This is a genomic window from Pseudomonas sp. SJZ079 (assembly GCF_007993865.1).
Classification (GTDB): domain Bacteria; phylum Pseudomonadota; class Gammaproteobacteria; order Pseudomonadales; family Pseudomonadaceae; genus Aquipseudomonas.
Window position 1 is genome coordinate 1 of record NZ_VIUH01000027.1, and the last position, 14,509, is coordinate 14,509.

Genomic DNA, 14,509 nt, shown 5'->3' on the forward strand with positions numbered 1-14,509 from the left:
CTTGAGCGCTATCAGCAGCATATTCGGCCGGCTCACTGTATCCAGGAGGCGGTTGGACGCACCATGCAACACGCTATTGGGACATAGCCTTTTTTATGCGCTTGCCATGGTGTGTTACAGGGTTTGGCGCCGCAGCAATGCTGGGTTTCGCTGCGCTCTACCCAGCCTACGGAAAGCCAGCCTATAAGACCCCGGCTTTCTTCCAGGCCAGGTAGCGGCTGACCAGCTCCGGGCCGAGTTCGCCGGGGCGCACGTCGAGCACCGGCACGTTGTGCGCGAGCAAACGCTCGTGCAGGCCGTTGCGGGCGTTCAAGTAGTCCACGGTGCCGCAGTAGGCCAGGGCCGTCTGATAATCCTGCACGGGAGTGGTGCGCAGGGTATCGAGCACATCTTCGCGCAGGCTGGCGATCAGGACGCGGTGCTGGCGGCCCAGACGTTGCACCGCACCGAGCAATTCCTCGTCGTCCTCGTCACGCAGGTTGGTCACCAGCACCACCAGGGCGCGTCGACGCTGGCGGCTCAACAGGGCCTGCGCGGCAGCGGCGAAGTCGGCCGGCTGCTGGCTGCTCTGCAGGTCGTAGACACCGTTGAGCAGCACCTTGAGCTGTGCCGGACCTTTGACTGGCGCAAGGAAGCGGCTGTGTTCGCCGGCGAAGGTGCTCAGGCCGACCGCATCGCCCTGGCGCAGCGCCACATAGCTGAGTAGCAGGCAGGCATTCAGGGCGTGGTCGAAGTGCGACAGCTCGCCGTCCTGGCTGCGCATGCGCCGGCCGCAGTCGAGCAGGAAGACGATCTGTTGGTCACGCTCGTCCTGGTATTCGCGGGCGATCGGCGTGCGCTGGCGTGCGGTGGCCTTCCAGTCGATCTGGCGCAGGCTGTCGCCATCGCGAAACTCGCGCAGCTGGTGAAACTCCAGGCCCAGGCCACGGCGCGGCCGTTGGCGCACGCCGAGCTGACTGAGCCAGTCGTCCACCGCCATCAACTGCGCGCCATACAGCCGGGCGAAGTCCGGGTAGACGCGGGTTTCGCCCGGCCGCTGCAGGTAACGCCGCGCACGCCAGAGACCCAACGGGCTGGGCAGGGCGATTTCAGCCTGGGGGAAGTGGAAGTGCCCGCGTTGCAACGGCCGCACCCGGTAGGTGAACTGGGTCTGCTCGCCCGGATGCAGCTCGACGGCTTGTGGCAGGTGTTCGAAGGCCATGCCGCTGGGGAGGTGATCGAACACCTCCAGGGTCACTGGGCGGGCGTAGTCGTGGTGCAGCGTCAGGTGCACCTCGCTCCAGCGCCCCAGCGGCAGATTGCCGGGTAGCTGACGTTCGAGGCGCGGCGAGGGCATTTGCCGCAGGCGCAGGGCATCCAGCAGTGCCGCGCCGAGCAGTGCCAGGAGCCCGCCCCACCACAGCGCCTGCAGGCTGCTCGGTACACGGACATCCAGGGCGTGCAAGGTGCCGAGCCCGATAGCCAGGCCGAGCAGGCCGGCGAGCAGGGCCAGCAGCGTACGCGATGGCTTCATACGACAGCACTTTCTAGTGGAGCAGGCATCGTTACGCTCATAGACGCGGCGCCGGCACCTGATCGAGCAACTGTTGCAGTACCTGGTCGACCGACAGACCCTCGATATCCAGTTCCGGCGCCAGGCGCACGCGGTGGCGCAGCACCGCCAGGGCGCAACCCTTGATGTCGTCCGGGAGGACGAAGTCGCCGCCGCGCAGCAGGGCCCGGGCTCGGCCGCCGCGGGCCAGGGCGATCGAGGCGCGCGGCCCGGCGCCAATGGCCAGGCCCGGCCAGCTGCGGGTGGCGCGGGCCAGGCGTACGGCGTAATCGAGTACCTGTTCATCGAGCGGCAGGTCGCTGGCGATCTTCTGCAGCGCCTGCACATCCTTGGCTTGCAGCAGGGTGCGTAGCGGGGTGACGTCGAGCATGTCGGCCCGCGACGAGCGGGTGACCTGACGCACCATGTTCAACTCTTCATCCTGCGCGGGGTAGTCCATGCGCAGCTTGAGCATGAAGCGATCGAGTTCGGCCTCGGGCAGCGGATAGGTGCCCTCCTGCTCGATCGGGTTCTGCGTGGCCAGCACCATGAAGGGCAAGGGCACGGTCAGGGCGCGGCCTTCCAGGGTCACCTGGCGTTCCTGCATGACCTCCAGCAGCGCGGCCTGAGTCTTGGCCGGCGCGCGGTTGATCTCATCGGCCAGCAGCAGGTTGGTGAACACCGGCCCCTTGCGCAACTTGAACTGCTCGCTTTGCAGGTCGTACACCGCGTGGCCGGTGACATCGCTGGGCATCAGGTCCGGGGTGAACTGGATGCGCGCGAATTCGCCGCCGAAGCAGCGGGCCAGGGCGCGCACCAGCAGGGTTTTGCCGAGGCCGGGGACGCCCTCGACCAGCACGTGGCCGCCGGCGATCAAGGCGGTGAGCACGTCGTCGATCACCGCTGTCTGGCCGATCACCGCCTTCTGCAGTTCGAGACGCAGGGCCTGGGCCAGCTGACTGGCGCGCTGGCGCTGCACGTTCGGGTTGATCGCTGCCTGCGGGGGGGCGGTTGCCGTGGCACTGGCCACGGTCTCCGGCGCGAGCGTTGCGCTGCTCGATTGTTCGGGTGTTGGTTCGCTCATAGGGCATTCCTAAGGGTTTGCAGGCGGGCAACCTGACGAGTGAAATCGGTGGCGCCGAGGCGCTGCTTGGGCAGTGGCCGCATGGCCTGACTGATGGCGTTGGCGGGCAAGCCGCTCAGGCGCTTGAGAATCTGCCACTGCTCGGCCACGGCCAGTCGTTCGAAACCGGGATGACGGCGCCGCGCACGGCGCTGGATGTCCTGTTGCAGACCGTGCAGCAGGCTCTGTTGGCCGCTGTGGCGGAGGAGGAAGTCGGCGCTGCCGCGCAGGTGTTCCTGCAATTGCCTACGGCTGAAGCTGGCCGGTAACTGCAAGGGGCCCTGGCGCATGCCGACGTGCCACAGGCCGAGCAGGATGAGCAGCATCAGGGCAATCAGGGCCTGCGGGAAGTGACGCAGCAGCAGGCTGGCGAGGTCATCGCGTTCGGCGCGGTAGACCAGGGTCACCGCGCTGTCCTGACTGAGGTACCAGAGCAGCCAGGCGTTGTCGTATTTGGCGATCTTGTCGTTCTGCCAGAGCCAGGCGTCGCTGAGTACGCTGATCAGCCCGTCGCCATGGTAGAGCTCGAGCAGGTGGGTCGCGGCGCCGCTGTTGGCCCAGGCGTGGGCGCGGTTTTTCGCGTCGTAGAGGTGGAAGTCGGTGTCGAAGCCGAAATAGGCCGGCGCCTGTTCATTTTCCAGATAGAGCTGGGTCAGTTCGGGGTGACGATTAGCCGTGACGGGGGCGTCCCGTTGCTCTAGCGCATCGGCAGCTGGCGCTTCTCTGTCGGCGGCGTCGAGGTCGTCGCTGGCGTACTGCTGAATTCCCAGGCGGTCGAGCAGCAAGTCGCCACTTTTGCCAGCGTCCTCATCCCACAGGCGCTCGGCGACAAACAACAAGTGCCCACCCTTGGCCGCCCAGGCCAGCAAGCGCTCGGCTTGCAGCGGGCTCATCTGCCGGCGGTCACCGAGCAGCAGCAAGGTCTGGCCGGCGCTGGGCAGGCTCGGCAATAGCGCGAGGCTGTCGGTGCGCTGCACCGCGATACCCTGTTTGCGCAGAAAATGCTCGGCGGCCAGGTAGGGGTTGGCAAGTGCCTCCGGTGCCGGGCCGTGTTCGAGGGTTTCCTGGTAGGGCACGGCGCGGCTGAGCAGGTAGGCGCCGAGCCCGCCGACGATGAGCAGCAGGAGGACGCCGAGCAGCAGTTGGCTACGCCGAGTCATGCCGGAGCTCCGCCATCGAACTGCCGCCGCCAGCCGGCACACAGGCTGTGCTGGCTGTCTGCCGGCGGTAACCGGTGGCCATAGGCGAGGTTCTGCCAATGCTGGGTCAGCGCTTGGCTGAAATCGCTCAGCTCGGTCTGCTCCAGGCCTTGCACCAGCCGCAGCACTTCGCCCTCGGTATGCGCGCTGTTCAGCGGCAATCGATAGTCGTGCAGCAGGCGGCTGAGCAGGGCGCGGTAGAGCAGGCCGAGCGCCGCACGCGGCTGTTCGGCCCAGAGCCGCTCGACCTCGCTGGCGACATCCTCGGGCAAGCTGTCCGGGGCCACTTCCAGGCCGAACAGCTGGCTGGGGGGCGCCGAGGTGTGGCGCCGGGCCAGCCCCAGGCGTGCGACAAAGGTGTTGAGCCAGTCGCGATAGCGCCAGAGCAACAGCCCAACCGCGCCCAGCACGGCCGCCCAGAGCAGCGCCTCGAAAAACAGCGCGACGCCGTCGAGGGTCTTCCAGAATTCGCCCAGCTTGAACAATGCTTCGATCAGTTGCAGCAGGTTTTTCCTATCGCCTTCATCGGTATCTTCGCTCCGTTGCTCCTCGCCGAAGCGCCAGCGGGTGACAGTCTCACGGTGCTGGAAGGGCGGCTGATCGAGCAGTTGTTCGATACTCTGTTGCGCAGCCTGGCTGCTCAGCGGTTGTTTGAGCAGGCGTTCGCTTTGTGGGCCGAAGGGGTCTTCCATGGGCAGTGGGCCGCTGCTGGCCGATTCGGCCCAGGCTGGGCTCGGCGCTTGCAGCAGTAACAGGCCACAGCCCAGCAGCAGGGCGTAGGCCACACCCGTCAGGCGTTGGCGTAATTGGCGAAAGACCAGCTCGATGTCCCAGGCCTCGAGGGCGGTCCGTCGATTCAAGTAGAGAGTAAAGCCGCAGGCCACGTAGACCGGCTCCCAAACGATCAGCAGCAGGGCGTAGAGCAGGTTGGACAAGTGCTCCAACCATAGCCAGTCACCGGCCGCCGCATCGATCAGGCTCTGCCAACTCCAATTCAGCTCGATCTGCTGCGGCAGTAATAGATAGAACAGGCTGATCAGGCCCAGCCATAAGGCCATTTCCAGGTGCATGCCGACCAGGGTCAACCAGGTCGCGGCACTCGCATCGCGCTGGCCCAGCACCATCAGGCGCTGGCTGCGCGCCTGGCCGGACAGGCCCTCGAGCTGCAGCGTCGGCAGATCGAAGCTGCGGGTCAGACTGAAGCGGCGCCAGGTCAGGCTGGCCAGCAGCTGTGGTTTGAGCATACCGGGCAAGGCCTTCAGTGCCTGCTTGAGAGTCGGAGTATCGCCAAACAAGGCGTGCGAGAGGATGTACAACGGCAGGCGTTCGTAAGCCGGTTTCAGCCACCAGAACAGGAAGACCGCCCAGCCCGGGGACTGCCACAGCAACAGGCAGAGCACGGCGAAGATCGGCAGGGTGACCAATGCCCAGCTGGCCATCAACAGACCGGCGTGCCGTCGGGCCAGGAGTACGCCGAGGTCCAGCGCCTCCCAGGCGCTGCGCGGGCGGATTGCCACGCTGGCGTCAGTCAGGCGCATGCGTACCTCGTCCTGCCAGCAGCAAGTAAGCCAATACCAGCAGCCACAGCCCGCCACCGACCAGGTATTTAAGGGTCGGGCTGGCGAGGGTCATCGACGACCAGTACGCCTCGATAAAGGCCGCCACTAGCAGGAACACTATCACCCCTCCGATCAGCCGCACGCTGCTTACAGCGGCCAGGCGCAGGGCCTCGCTGCGTGACAGGCGGCCGGGGGCAAGCAGCGCCCAGCCGAGTTTGAGGCCGGCGCCACCGGCCAGGGCGATGGCGGTCAACTCGAACGCACCGTGGCCGACGACGAAGGACCAGAAGGTGGCGCCATAGCCGATCTGCATCAGGTGGCCGGCCACCGCGCCGATCATCAGGCCGTTGAACAGCAGAAAGAACAGGCTGCCCAGGCCAAGCAACAGGCCGCTGGCGAAGGTCTGAAAGGCAATGCCGATGTTGTTCATGATGTAGTAGCCGAACATCATCCAGTCGTCGCCGGAGCCGCGCTCGGCGAAGCGTCCGAGGCGGCTGGCGTCAGGGTCGTACATCCGTTCCATGCTCGCCACTTGCTCCGGGTCGACCAGGCTGTAGATCAGCTCGGGGAATGCATAGATCAGCGCGCCCATGCCCAGCAGGCTGCCGAAAAACAGCAGACTGGCGGCCAGTACGCAGCGCCACTCGCTCCGTACCAGGCGCGGAAAACCGCCGAGCAGGAAGCCGATCAACTGCGCGCCCAGCGGGCTGCGATGGCGATAGAACTGCTGGTGGCCGCGCATCGCCAATTGTTGCAGCTGCTCAATCAGGTGACTGCTGTAACCGCGTGCCTGCGCCAAGGCTAGCTGCTGGCACAGGCGTCGGTAATCATGGGCAAAGCGTTTGCACTGCTGGCTGTCGGCTTTGCCGCGCTCGAGCGCAACGAGCAGCGCAGCGAAGGTCTGCCAGTCGGCTTGATGACGGCTCTCGAACAGGCTCTGTTTCATGTCGGGCCCAACAAGCCGTGGGCGATGCCGTTGATCTGCTGTTCGGCCTGCTCGGCAGGCACGTGCAAGGGCTCGGCGAGAATCGCCGCCAGCTCGGCACGGCGCGCGCTGGACAGGCTGTCGGCGCGCTCGGCGAAGCCCTGAAACGCACGTTGTTCGTTGAGACTGAGGGTGAACGGTGCCCGCAGGCTCTCGGCTTGCGCCAAGACCGGGCGTGTTATGGGCAGGTCGCGATACACCACCAGGGTTCCGGCGGCCAGATCGCCGAGGCGCTTGAAGGCCGGGTGGTTGAGGCAGCTGAGGATACCCAGGGTGTAGGCGAACGGCAGGATGTCGACGAAGCGCAGCAGGTTGCGGGTCAGCGAGGCGGCCCAGCCGACAGGGGTGCCGTCATCGTGTATCACCCGCAGGCCCAGCAGTTGCTTGCCCGGAGTGCGGCCCTGGTTGAGTACCTCGAACAGCACCATGTACCACCAGGTCACCAGGAACAACAGGATGGTCGCCAGGCCCATGCCGAACTTGCCGAGCAGGCCCAGGACGATGAACAGCACCAGCAGCAACAGGCCACGAATCGCCAGGTCGATGGCGAACGCCAGGGCGCGTGGCACCAGGCCCGCTGGACGCAGAATCAGGTCGATGCCTTCCGGGGTTTCCACCCGATAGCGGGTGTCCAGCACGGGGTGAGGCTCGGCAGATGGAGTGGCGATCGAGGAGGGCATCGGCAGGCTGCGTCGAAGAAAGCCCGATGCTAGCCAGCAGCAGGCAGAGAAGCAACCAGGCCTGCGCTTGGGGCTGGCAGCATGAGGCGATTATGCGAGTGGCCGCACGCCGAAGATGGTGTGATAGAACACGCCCAGCGCAATAGTGCCGATCACGGTGATCAGCCTGAGCAGCAAACAGGCCGCAGACCTCGAACCCGTATTGGTCTATGGGGTCAGTCCATGGACTGAGTGGTATCACGTTAGATTGGGCATGCTAGCGGTGCTGGCGTTTGACCCGCAAGGCGCCGTCAGTCGCCGGGGATGGAGCTGTGCGCTGGGTCAAGGTCTGCAATGCGCGGGGAGGGCGAAGAATCTGTCGGCAGGTGGATGCTAGACTGCCTCGGCCTTAGGACTTAGGAAATACGACGTGACCTCCAGCCTGTTCTGGTACGACTACGAGACCACCGGTATCGACCCTCGCCGCGATCGCCCCGTGCAGGTCGCCGGGATTCGCACCGACGAAGACCTCAACGAAATCGCCGAGCCGTTGAATATCTACTGCCAGCCCAGTGACGATATCCTGCCGCATCCGGCGGCCTGCCTGGTCACCGGTATCACGCCGAGCAAGCTGGCGCAGCAGGGACTGAGCGAAGCCGAGTTCATGACCCGTATTCACGCCGAGTTGGTCCAGCCAGGCACCTGCGGCGTGGGTTACAACAGTCTGCGATTCGACGATGAGGTCACCCGGTACAGCCTCTATCGGAATTTCTTCGATCCCTATGCCCGCGAGTGGCAGGGCGGCAATAGTCGCTGGGATTTGATCGATCTGGTGCGCGCCGCCTATGCCCTGCGCCCGGAAGGGATCGTCTGGCCGGAGGAGGAGGGGCGTGTCAGCCTCAAGTTGGAACGCCTGACCGCAGCCAACGGCATCGACCACGGCCAGGCCCACGATGCCTTGTCCGATGTGCGCGCGACCATTGCCCTGGCGCGTTTGATCCGCAGTAAGCAGCCCAAGCTGTATGACTACCTCTATCAGTTGCGCAGCAAACAGCGGGTGCTCGATAAGATTCGCTTGTTGCAACCCCTGGTGCATATTTCCGGGCGCTTCGCCGGTTCCCGACATTATCTGGCGCTGGTAATGCCACTGGCCTGGCACCCGCGTAATCGCAATGCCTTGATCGTCTGTGATTTACATGCCGATCCGGCGCCCTTACTCGACGAAGATGCGCAAACCTTGCGCCGGCGTTTATATAGCCGCCGCGATCAGCTGGCTGAAGGTGAGTTGCCGGTGCCGTTGAAGTTGCTGCATATCAACCGGTGTCCGGTGGTGGCACCGTTGAGCGTATTGCGCCCCGAGGATATTCAACGCTTGCAGCTGGATATGGCGGATTATCAGGCACGCGCCAATATACTCGCGGAGTCGCAAGGGCGGTGGCAGGACAAACTCGCTCAGGTGTATGGCGAAGAGAGTTTCGCCCCTAACGATGATCCTGAGCAGCAGTTATACGATGGTTTTATCGGTGATCGTGACCGGCGCTTATGCGAGCAGGTACGCAGTGCCGAACCACAACAGCTGTCACAGGACGCCTGGCCGTTCGACGATGCTCGCTTGCCTGAGTTGTTATTCCGTTATCGCGCCCGTAACTTTTTCCCGAGCTTGAGCACAGAGGAACAACAGCGCTGGAGGAACTTTTGCCAGCAACGGTTAACCCAACCTGAGTTTGGCGCGCCGAATACCTTGGCGAGTTTTGAGCTGGCGTTGGGGGAGCTGTTCGATAGCGCGTCGGCCGATCAGCAGGCGCTATTGGCCGAGTGGCGCGATTATGCGCAGCAGTTACGTCAGCGTTATGCCATATAAAATGTGTGCGAGTGCCAAGCAGTTGGGCTATTGCGCGCGAGGAAGTTGCCTGGTCGCGTCCCGATCGGGTGATCGTTGTGGCGGGCAGTCGGCACTGAGTGGATTGTGCGAAAGGTAGAACGCCGCGCATAAAAAACGCCAGCTATTGCTGGCGTTTTTTATGCGCGAAAACTGCCGTGAGGCAGCGGGACTTAGCCCAGCAGGGTCACCCAGCTTTCCACGACGTCGGAGCCCCACTTGGCTTTCCACTCTTTCAGCGTCTTGTGGTTGCCGCCTTTGGTTTCGATCACTTCACCGTTGTGCGGGTTTTTGTACTGCTTAACTTTACGCGCGCGCTTGGTGCCGGTGGTTTTAACTGCGCGCGGAGCCTTGCTGGCTTTGGCGTCCGGGTCGAGCATGGCAATGATGTCGCGCAGGGACTTCTGATACTCACCCATCAAGGTGCGCAGCTTACCTTCGAATTCCAATTCTTTTTGCAGCTTGTCGTCTTGCGACATGCTTTTCAGACGCGCTTGCAGTTCTTTGATGGCTTCTTCTGTGGCGCGGTAATCGTTGATCAGCGACATGTGGCTTACCTTGATCTGTAGATGAGGTGATGACTAAGTAATAGCAATAGTAGCCACGCACTTTTAACAAGTAAACCGCTTTGTAAGAATTTGCCGCAGTTGTACAAATAAGTTGCTTGTTTGCTGGCCGTGAGGCCGGTTTTCGTCCGGCCGAGGGCTTTGGGTTGTTTTTTGTAAGTCATTATCTGGTCGTTAATGCTTAATAACACCGTATGGGCTGGGAGCGCTTAAGTGGCTGCCGAGTAGCAAGCTGGCAGTTGATAGGGTTTTTTCTGAGTTTATTGCGCTGGGCCGGCCCAAGAAGGGCGGGCAGCCGTCCTGTGCGGTGGTCGGATAAATTTGTGGTGGCGAAATTTTTTCGTTCCCCATGGATATTTTCCTCGGGACCTAGCCTGTTCAGGCCGTGGTCAGGCTTAGTATCTATCTGGTCATCTATAGCGCTTGGATTCGCGAGGCGAGTCATCCCTTCGGATAATCAAAGTGACGGGCTCTCAATTGCGTCAAGCGGTACGCGTTGAGCTGGTGCCGGTTAGCTGTGAGTTCTCGATGGCTTGGCGGGCCGAACATCGAACAAGATGTGCCGCGTGTCAGGCATGGCGGCAGCATCGAGGACGTGTAACGGTCGGGTAATCACGCTGAAAGATGGTTTCGTTTCGTGGGCTACGCTATCACTTAGATAACCGCATAGTGGTGCGCGACAACAACAGGGTGGTCTTCGACTGATCGCTTCGCGGTGTGCCTGCCCGGTACACCCCAGAGGAGTTTGCATATGCTCAAATCAATCAAAGTACGGGACTACATGACCCGCCATTTGGTGACCTTCCGTTCCGATACTGACCTGTTCACGGCGATCAACCGTCTGCTCGAGCATCGTATTTCCGGTGCTCCGGTGGTTGATTCCCAGGGGCACTTGATTGGCTTGCTCTCCGAGGGTGACTGCTTGCGCGGTATTCTCTCTGGGGCTTATTACGAAGCCATAGGTGGCAACGTCAGTGCGTATATGACCAGCGAAGTCGAGACCATCTCACCTGGAACCGACATCATCGAGGTCTCCGAGCGTTTTCTGCGCGGGCGCCTCGGCCGTATACCGGTGATCGAGGATGGACGCCTGGTCGGCCAGATCAGTCGGCATGACGTGTTGCGTGCGGTCAAGGAGTTCGCCCAGCATGACAAGGGTCACCCGGCTGAAGATTGAGCCAGGGGTCTTTTGCTCTTGGCGCTCAGCAAGAGGCAAGTGTGCTTTGGGCCGTTTAAGATGGGCGCATTGCAGGGCGATAGCCGATGAGAACTGAGGACGCGCCATGAGCGATCCATTTGAACGCGCGACCTCGAGCCCGCCGCCGATCCTGGGCGAGGGCTGCGTCAAACGTTATGACCCCGAGGCGCTGAGCCCTGAGAACGGAACCGAGTTTGCCGACGCTGCCGAGTTGTGGCAGCGGCTGCAGCAGGATGCCGGAGACGAGCCGGGAGAGTCTTAGTTCAGATGAAGCGGGGCGCTCATGAGCGCCCCGATTTTTTTTTGCGCAGATGCGAGCGGGCTATTAGATGCGGAAGCTGTCCACCAGCTGCTTCAGGCGCGAGGCTTGTTGCTCCAGGTCGCCGCAGGCGCGCAAGGTGGACTGGAGATTTTCCACGCCTTCCTGGTTGAGGGTGTTGATCTCGTTGATGTCCAGGTTCAGCGACTCGATCACCGATGTCTGCTCTTCGGTGGCAGTGGCTACCGATTGGTTCATGCCGTCGATTTCGCCGATGCGCAGGGTCACGCTGCCCAGCCGCTCGCCGGCCTGGTTGGCAATCACCACGCTTTCTTCGCTATAGCGTTGGCTCTCGGTCATGGTGGTGACCGACTGGCGGGAGTCGACTTGCAGTTCCTCGATCATTCCCTCGATTTCTTGTGCCGACTCCTGGGTACGGTGCGCCAGGTTACGCACCTCGTCGGCCACCACGGCGAAGCCGCGACCCGCCTCGCCGGCTCGCGCCGCTTCGATGGCCGCATTCAGCGCCAGCAGATTGGTCTGCTGCGAGATGCTTTTGATGACTTCGAGAATCTGCCCGATATTCACGGTCTTGCCGTTCAGCGTCTCGATGTTGCTGCACGAGGCGCTGATCTTGCCGGACAGGTCGTTCATCGCCTGAATGGTTTGTGCCAGCACCTGGCGTCCGCCCTCTGCCTGCTGGCGGGCGTCTGTGGCCTGAGCCGAGGCGTCCGCGGCGTTACGCGCGATTTCCTGGGCTGCGGCACCTAACTCATTGATCGCCGCGGCCACGCTGTTAGTGCGGCTGGCTTGTTCATCCGAGTTGAGCATCGACGCGTTGGAGGCATTGAGTACCAGCTTGGCCACTTCGTTGACTTGGCCGGTGGCCGAGGACACTTCGCGGATCGAGCCATGAATGCGCTCGACGAAGCGGTTGAATGCCGTGGCCAGTTCACCCAGCTCATCGTTGGACTGGACCTGCAGGCGCTTGGTCAGATCCCCTTCGCCCTTCGCCCTGCGCCATGTCCTGCATGGCTTTGCCCATCACGATCAGTGGCTGCATGAGCACGCGGATCAGCACGCTCAGCAGCAGGATGATCAATACCACGGCAATCAGCGTGGCGACGATGGCAGAAGTGCGAAACTCGCTGAGCATCGCGTAGGCCTTGTCCTTGTCGATGGACAGGCCGATATACCACGAGACCGAGGGCAAGCCTTTGACCGGGGTGAAGGTGAGAATGCGCGTATCAGCTCCGCCTTCAACTCCGTCTCGCTGAAGGCGGAGCTGATACGCGGCGTGTCGCTCGGATAGACATCCTTGAGCGTCTTCATCACCAGCTCTTTCTCTGGGTGCACCAGGATCTTGCCATCGGCACTGACCAGAAAGGCATAGCCGATGCCGTTGAAATCCAGCGAGTTGATGATGTTGACCAGGGTTTGCAGGCTCAGGTCGCCACCGACCACACCGGCCGACTGTGCCGGGGTGGCAACGGTGATGATCAGCCCGCCCGTGGCGGCATCCACATAGGGCTCGGTGAGGGTCGTGCCGCCTGCGCTCAGCGCCCCCTGATACCAGGGCCTGACCCGTGGGTCGAACTCCGCGGGCATCTGCACCTTGGGGCGTATGGTGAAGCTGCCATCTTCGCTGCCCAGGTAGGTCGTGGTGAAGGTCGATGCCAGCGACTTCTGTTCCAGCAGACGGGCTACGCTGTCGGGTGCGGGCTCATTGCTGATCGATTGGGCGGTACTCTCCACCAGCAAGAGGCGTCCAGACAGCCAGTTTTGGATATTGTTGGCGGTAACGTTACCCATTTCCTGCAGGTAATTTTCCAAGTTTGCGCGGATCGCATTGCGTTGCAGGTAGTCGTTGTACAGGGTGAATAGCGAGAAGGCGGCAATTTGTGGCTGAACGCTTGGTTCCGGTGTCCGTTATGGTCTGCTACCAGCCTTGGCTGGCAGTAAGGCCCGTGCAGTGCCAGAGGGAAGCACTATCAATGAGCTGAGCGGTGCGGATTATGTCTGCATCCGGGGCACAAAGCTTTTAACCAGGAGACAGTAAGATGCCTGCATCTGACCAGTTTGTTTTGGGCGCCGACCTTTCCGGTCAGCCGGTCGCTCAGGCCTTGCGCTTGGCCAATCGGCATGGGTTGGTGGCGGGGGCGACCGGCACCGGAAAAACCGTGACCCTGCAACGCCTGATCGAGGACTTCAGCGATGCCGGGGTCGCGGTGTTCGCTGCGGACGTCAAGGGCGACCTCTGTGGCCTGGGCGCTGTCGGTGCGCCTCAGGGCAAGGTGGCCGAGCGGATCGCCAGCATGCCCTGGCTCACTCACCAGCCGACGGCTTACCCGGTGACGCTCTGGGATATCCATGGCCAGAGTGGCCACCCGCTGCGCACCACGCTCAGTGAGATGGGGCCACTGTTGCTCGGTGCCTTGCTCGAGTTGACCGACAGTCAGCAGGCCGCGCTGTATGCCGCGTTCAAGGTGGCGGACCGTGAAGGTTTACTGCTGCTTGACTTGAAAGACCTCAAGGCATTGTTGGCCCACCTGAAGTCTCACCCCGAAGTGTTGGGCGACGACAGTGCGTTGTTCACCACGACCTCAGCGCAAGCGCTGCTGCGCCGCCTGGCGAGCCTGGAGCAGCAGGGTGCCGAAGCCTTGTTCGGCGAGCCGGCGTTGCAACTTGAAGACATCCTGCATCCTGACCGTGATGGTCGCGGACGTATTCACCTGCTCGACGCCAGTCGCCTGGTGCATGAAGCGCCGAAGGTCTACGCGACTTTCCTGTTGTGGCTGCTGGCGGAGTTATTCGAGCAACTGCCGGAGCGTGGCGATGCCGACAAACCGCTGTTGGTGCTGTTCTTCGACGAAGCTCACTTGTTATTTGCCGACACGCCGAAGGCTTTGCAGGAGCGTCTGCAGCAGGTGGTGCGGTTGATTCGCTCCAAGGGGGTTGGGGTGTACTTCGTCACCCAGTCGCCCGGCGACTTGCCGGATGAGGTATTGGCTCAACTTGGCTTGCGCATTCAGCATGGCCTGCGGGCCTTCACCACCAAAGAGCGTAAGTCGCTGCGTGCGGTGGCCGATGGCTTTCGCCCTAATCCGGCCTTCGAGGCCTTGAGTGTGCTGACCGAACTGGGTATCGGTGAGGCGCTGGTCGGTACCATGGAGGCCAAGGGCACGCCAGCCATGGTGCAGCGCGTGGCTATCGCTCCGCCGCAGTCGCGCATCGGCCCGCTGAGCGAAACCGAGCGAGCGGCACTGATTCGTCAATCACCCTTGGCTGGGCGTTATGACAAGGCGTTTGACCGCGAGTCGGCCTACGAATTGCTCACGGCGCGCGCGGCGCAGGCGAGTGCCCAGGCGGCAGAAGCTGCTAGCCCAAGTAAAGTTGAAGCGGAGCCTGGCATTGGCAGCATGGCAGGCGGTCTACTCGGCAGCTTGGCTGGTTTGGCGATGAAAACCGCAGTGCGCCAAGTGGCCAATCAGATTGGTCGGCAGTTGGTGCGCGGCTTACTGGGTTCGTTGGTCGGGGGCAAGCGGCGCTAA

General features: G+C 62.7%; 13 protein-coding genes. 4 read left to right on the forward strand and 9 right to left on the reverse strand.

Annotation, left to right across the window (positions count from 1 at the left end; all coding sequences use genetic code 11):
• Positions 1–181 precede the first annotated feature (181 nt).
• Genes FBY03_RS19280 through FBY03_RS19305 form a run of 6 tightly spaced genes read right to left on the reverse strand, consistent with a single transcriptional unit; the run spans position 182 to position 7,077 of the window.
• Positions 182–1,513 (reverse strand): DUF58 domain-containing protein, encoded by a 1,332-nt coding sequence (locus FBY03_RS19280; protein ID WP_147173973.1) that lies wholly within the window; start codon positions 1,511–1,513, stop codon positions 182–184.
• A 37-nt stretch (positions 1,514–1,550) separates the two neighbouring features.
• Positions 1,551–2,615: a MoxR family ATPase gene (locus tag FBY03_RS19285; protein WP_147173974.1), complete on the reverse strand. Its 1,065-nt coding sequence runs from the start codon at positions 2,613–2,615 to the stop codon at positions 1,551–1,553.
• Positions 2,612–3,814, reverse strand: a complete 1,203-nt coding sequence (locus FBY03_RS19290; protein ID WP_147173975.1) for a DUF4350 domain-containing protein — start codon at positions 3,812–3,814, stop codon at positions 2,612–2,614. The genes FBY03_RS19285 and FBY03_RS19290 overlap by 4 nt, the downstream gene beginning before the upstream one ends.
• Positions 3,811–5,391: a DUF4129 domain-containing protein gene (locus FBY03_RS19295; RefSeq protein WP_147173976.1), complete on the reverse strand. Its 1,581-nt coding sequence runs from the start codon at positions 5,389–5,391 to the stop codon at positions 3,811–3,813. Before FBY03_RS19295 ends, FBY03_RS19290 begins: the two co-directional genes overlap by 4 nt.
• Entirely contained in the window at positions 5,378–6,358 is a 981-nt protein-coding gene (locus FBY03_RS19300) for a stage II sporulation protein M (protein WP_147173977.1), read from the reverse strand. The genes FBY03_RS19295 and FBY03_RS19300 overlap by 14 nt, the downstream gene beginning before the upstream one ends.
• Positions 6,355–7,077, reverse strand: a complete 723-nt coding sequence (locus tag FBY03_RS19305) for an RDD family protein (protein WP_147173978.1) — start codon at positions 7,075–7,077, stop codon at positions 6,355–6,357. The genes FBY03_RS19300 and FBY03_RS19305 overlap by 4 nt, the downstream gene beginning before the upstream one ends.
• A 409-nt stretch (positions 7,078–7,486) precedes the next feature.
• Between FBY03_RS19305 and sbcB the strand changes: the two genes are divergently transcribed.
• Positions 7,487–8,917 (forward strand): exodeoxyribonuclease I, encoded by a 1,431-nt coding sequence (gene sbcB / locus FBY03_RS19310; RefSeq protein WP_147173979.1) that lies wholly within the window; start codon positions 7,487–7,489, stop codon positions 8,915–8,917.
• 191 nt (positions 8,918–9,108) lie between these two features.
• Here the strand turns inward: sbcB and mvaT are convergent, their stop codons facing one another.
• Positions 9,109–9,483, reverse strand: coding sequence for a histone-like nucleoid-structuring protein MvaT (gene mvaT, locus FBY03_RS19315; protein WP_147173980.1), 375 nt, complete (start codon positions 9,481–9,483; stop codon positions 9,109–9,111).
• A gap of 769 nt (positions 9,484–10,252) precedes the next feature.
• On the opposite strand from mvaT, the gene FBY03_RS19320 reads away from it, so the two are divergent.
• The gene (locus FBY03_RS19320) at positions 10,253–10,678 is read left to right on the forward strand and encodes a CBS domain-containing protein (RefSeq protein ID WP_147173981.1); all 426 of its coding nucleotides are present in this window, start codon (positions 10,253–10,255) and stop codon (positions 10,676–10,678) included.
• A gap of 106 nt (positions 10,679–10,784) precedes the next feature.
• Positions 10,785–10,961, forward strand: coding sequence for a hypothetical protein (locus FBY03_RS23090; RefSeq protein ID WP_178090714.1), 177 nt, complete (start codon positions 10,785–10,787; stop codon positions 10,959–10,961).
• A 63-nt stretch (positions 10,962–11,024) separates the two neighbouring features.
• Here the strand turns inward: FBY03_RS23090 and FBY03_RS23575 are convergent, their stop codons facing one another.
• The gene (locus tag FBY03_RS23575; protein WP_371920796.1) at positions 11,025–11,789 is read right to left on the reverse strand and encodes a methyl-accepting chemotaxis protein; all 765 of its coding nucleotides are present in this window, start codon (positions 11,787–11,789) and stop codon (positions 11,025–11,027) included.
• Between the two features lie 282 nt (positions 11,790–12,071).
• Positions 12,072–12,770, reverse strand: coding sequence for a cache domain-containing protein (locus tag FBY03_RS23580; RefSeq protein ID WP_371920793.1), 699 nt, complete (start codon positions 12,768–12,770; stop codon positions 12,072–12,074).
• A 248-nt stretch (positions 12,771–13,018) separates the two neighbouring features.
• On the opposite strand from FBY03_RS23580, the gene FBY03_RS19330 reads away from it, so the two are divergent.
• Positions 13,019–14,509 carry a helicase HerA-like domain-containing protein gene (locus FBY03_RS19330; RefSeq protein WP_147173982.1) on the forward strand — a complete coding sequence of 497 codons (1,491 nt, stop codon included), beginning with the start codon at positions 13,019–13,021 and terminating at the stop codon, positions 14,507–14,509.

Bases quoted from the DNA above. Each gene is read 5' to 3' on its own strand.
- FBY03_RS23580 (WP_371920793.1), bottom strand. From the start codon at position 12,770: ATGGGTAACGTTACCGCCAACAATATCCAAAACTGGCTGTCTGGACGC.
- FBY03_RS19330 (WP_147173982.1), top strand. From the start codon at position 13,019: ATGCCTGCATCTGACCAGTTTGTTTTGGGCGCCGACCTTTCCGGTCAG.
- FBY03_RS19320 (WP_147173981.1), top strand. From the start codon at position 10,253: ATGCTCAAATCAATCAAAGTACGGGACTACATGACCCGCCATTTGGTG.
- FBY03_RS19300 (WP_147173977.1), bottom strand. From the start codon at position 6,358: ATGAAACAGAGCCTGTTCGAGAGCCGTCATCAAGCCGACTGGCAGACC.
- FBY03_RS19305 (WP_147173978.1), bottom strand. From the start codon at position 7,077: ATGCCCTCCTCGATCGCCACTCCATCTGCCGAGCCTCACCCCGTGCTG.
- FBY03_RS23575 (WP_371920796.1), bottom strand. From the start codon at position 11,789: ATGCTCAACTCGGATGAACAAGCCAGCCGCACTAACAGCGTGGCCGCG.
- FBY03_RS19290 (WP_147173975.1), bottom strand. From the start codon at position 3,814: ATGACTCGGCGTAGCCAACTGCTGCTCGGCGTCCTCCTGCTGCTCATC.
- FBY03_RS19295 (WP_147173976.1), bottom strand. From the start codon at position 5,391: ATGCGCCTGACTGACGCCAGCGTGGCAATCCGCCCGCGCAGCGCCTGG.
- FBY03_RS19285 (WP_147173974.1), bottom strand. From the start codon at position 2,615: ATGAGCGAACCAACACCCGAACAATCGAGCAGCGCAACGCTCGCGCCG.
- mvaT (WP_147173980.1), bottom strand. From the start codon at position 9,483: ATGTCGCTGATCAACGATTACCGCGCCACAGAAGAAGCCATCAAAGAA.
- FBY03_RS23090 (WP_178090714.1), top strand. From the start codon at position 10,785: ATGAGCGATCCATTTGAACGCGCGACCTCGAGCCCGCCGCCGATCCTG.
- FBY03_RS19280 (WP_147173973.1), bottom strand. From the start codon at position 1,513: ATGAAGCCATCGCGTACGCTGCTGGCCCTGCTCGCCGGCCTGCTCGGC.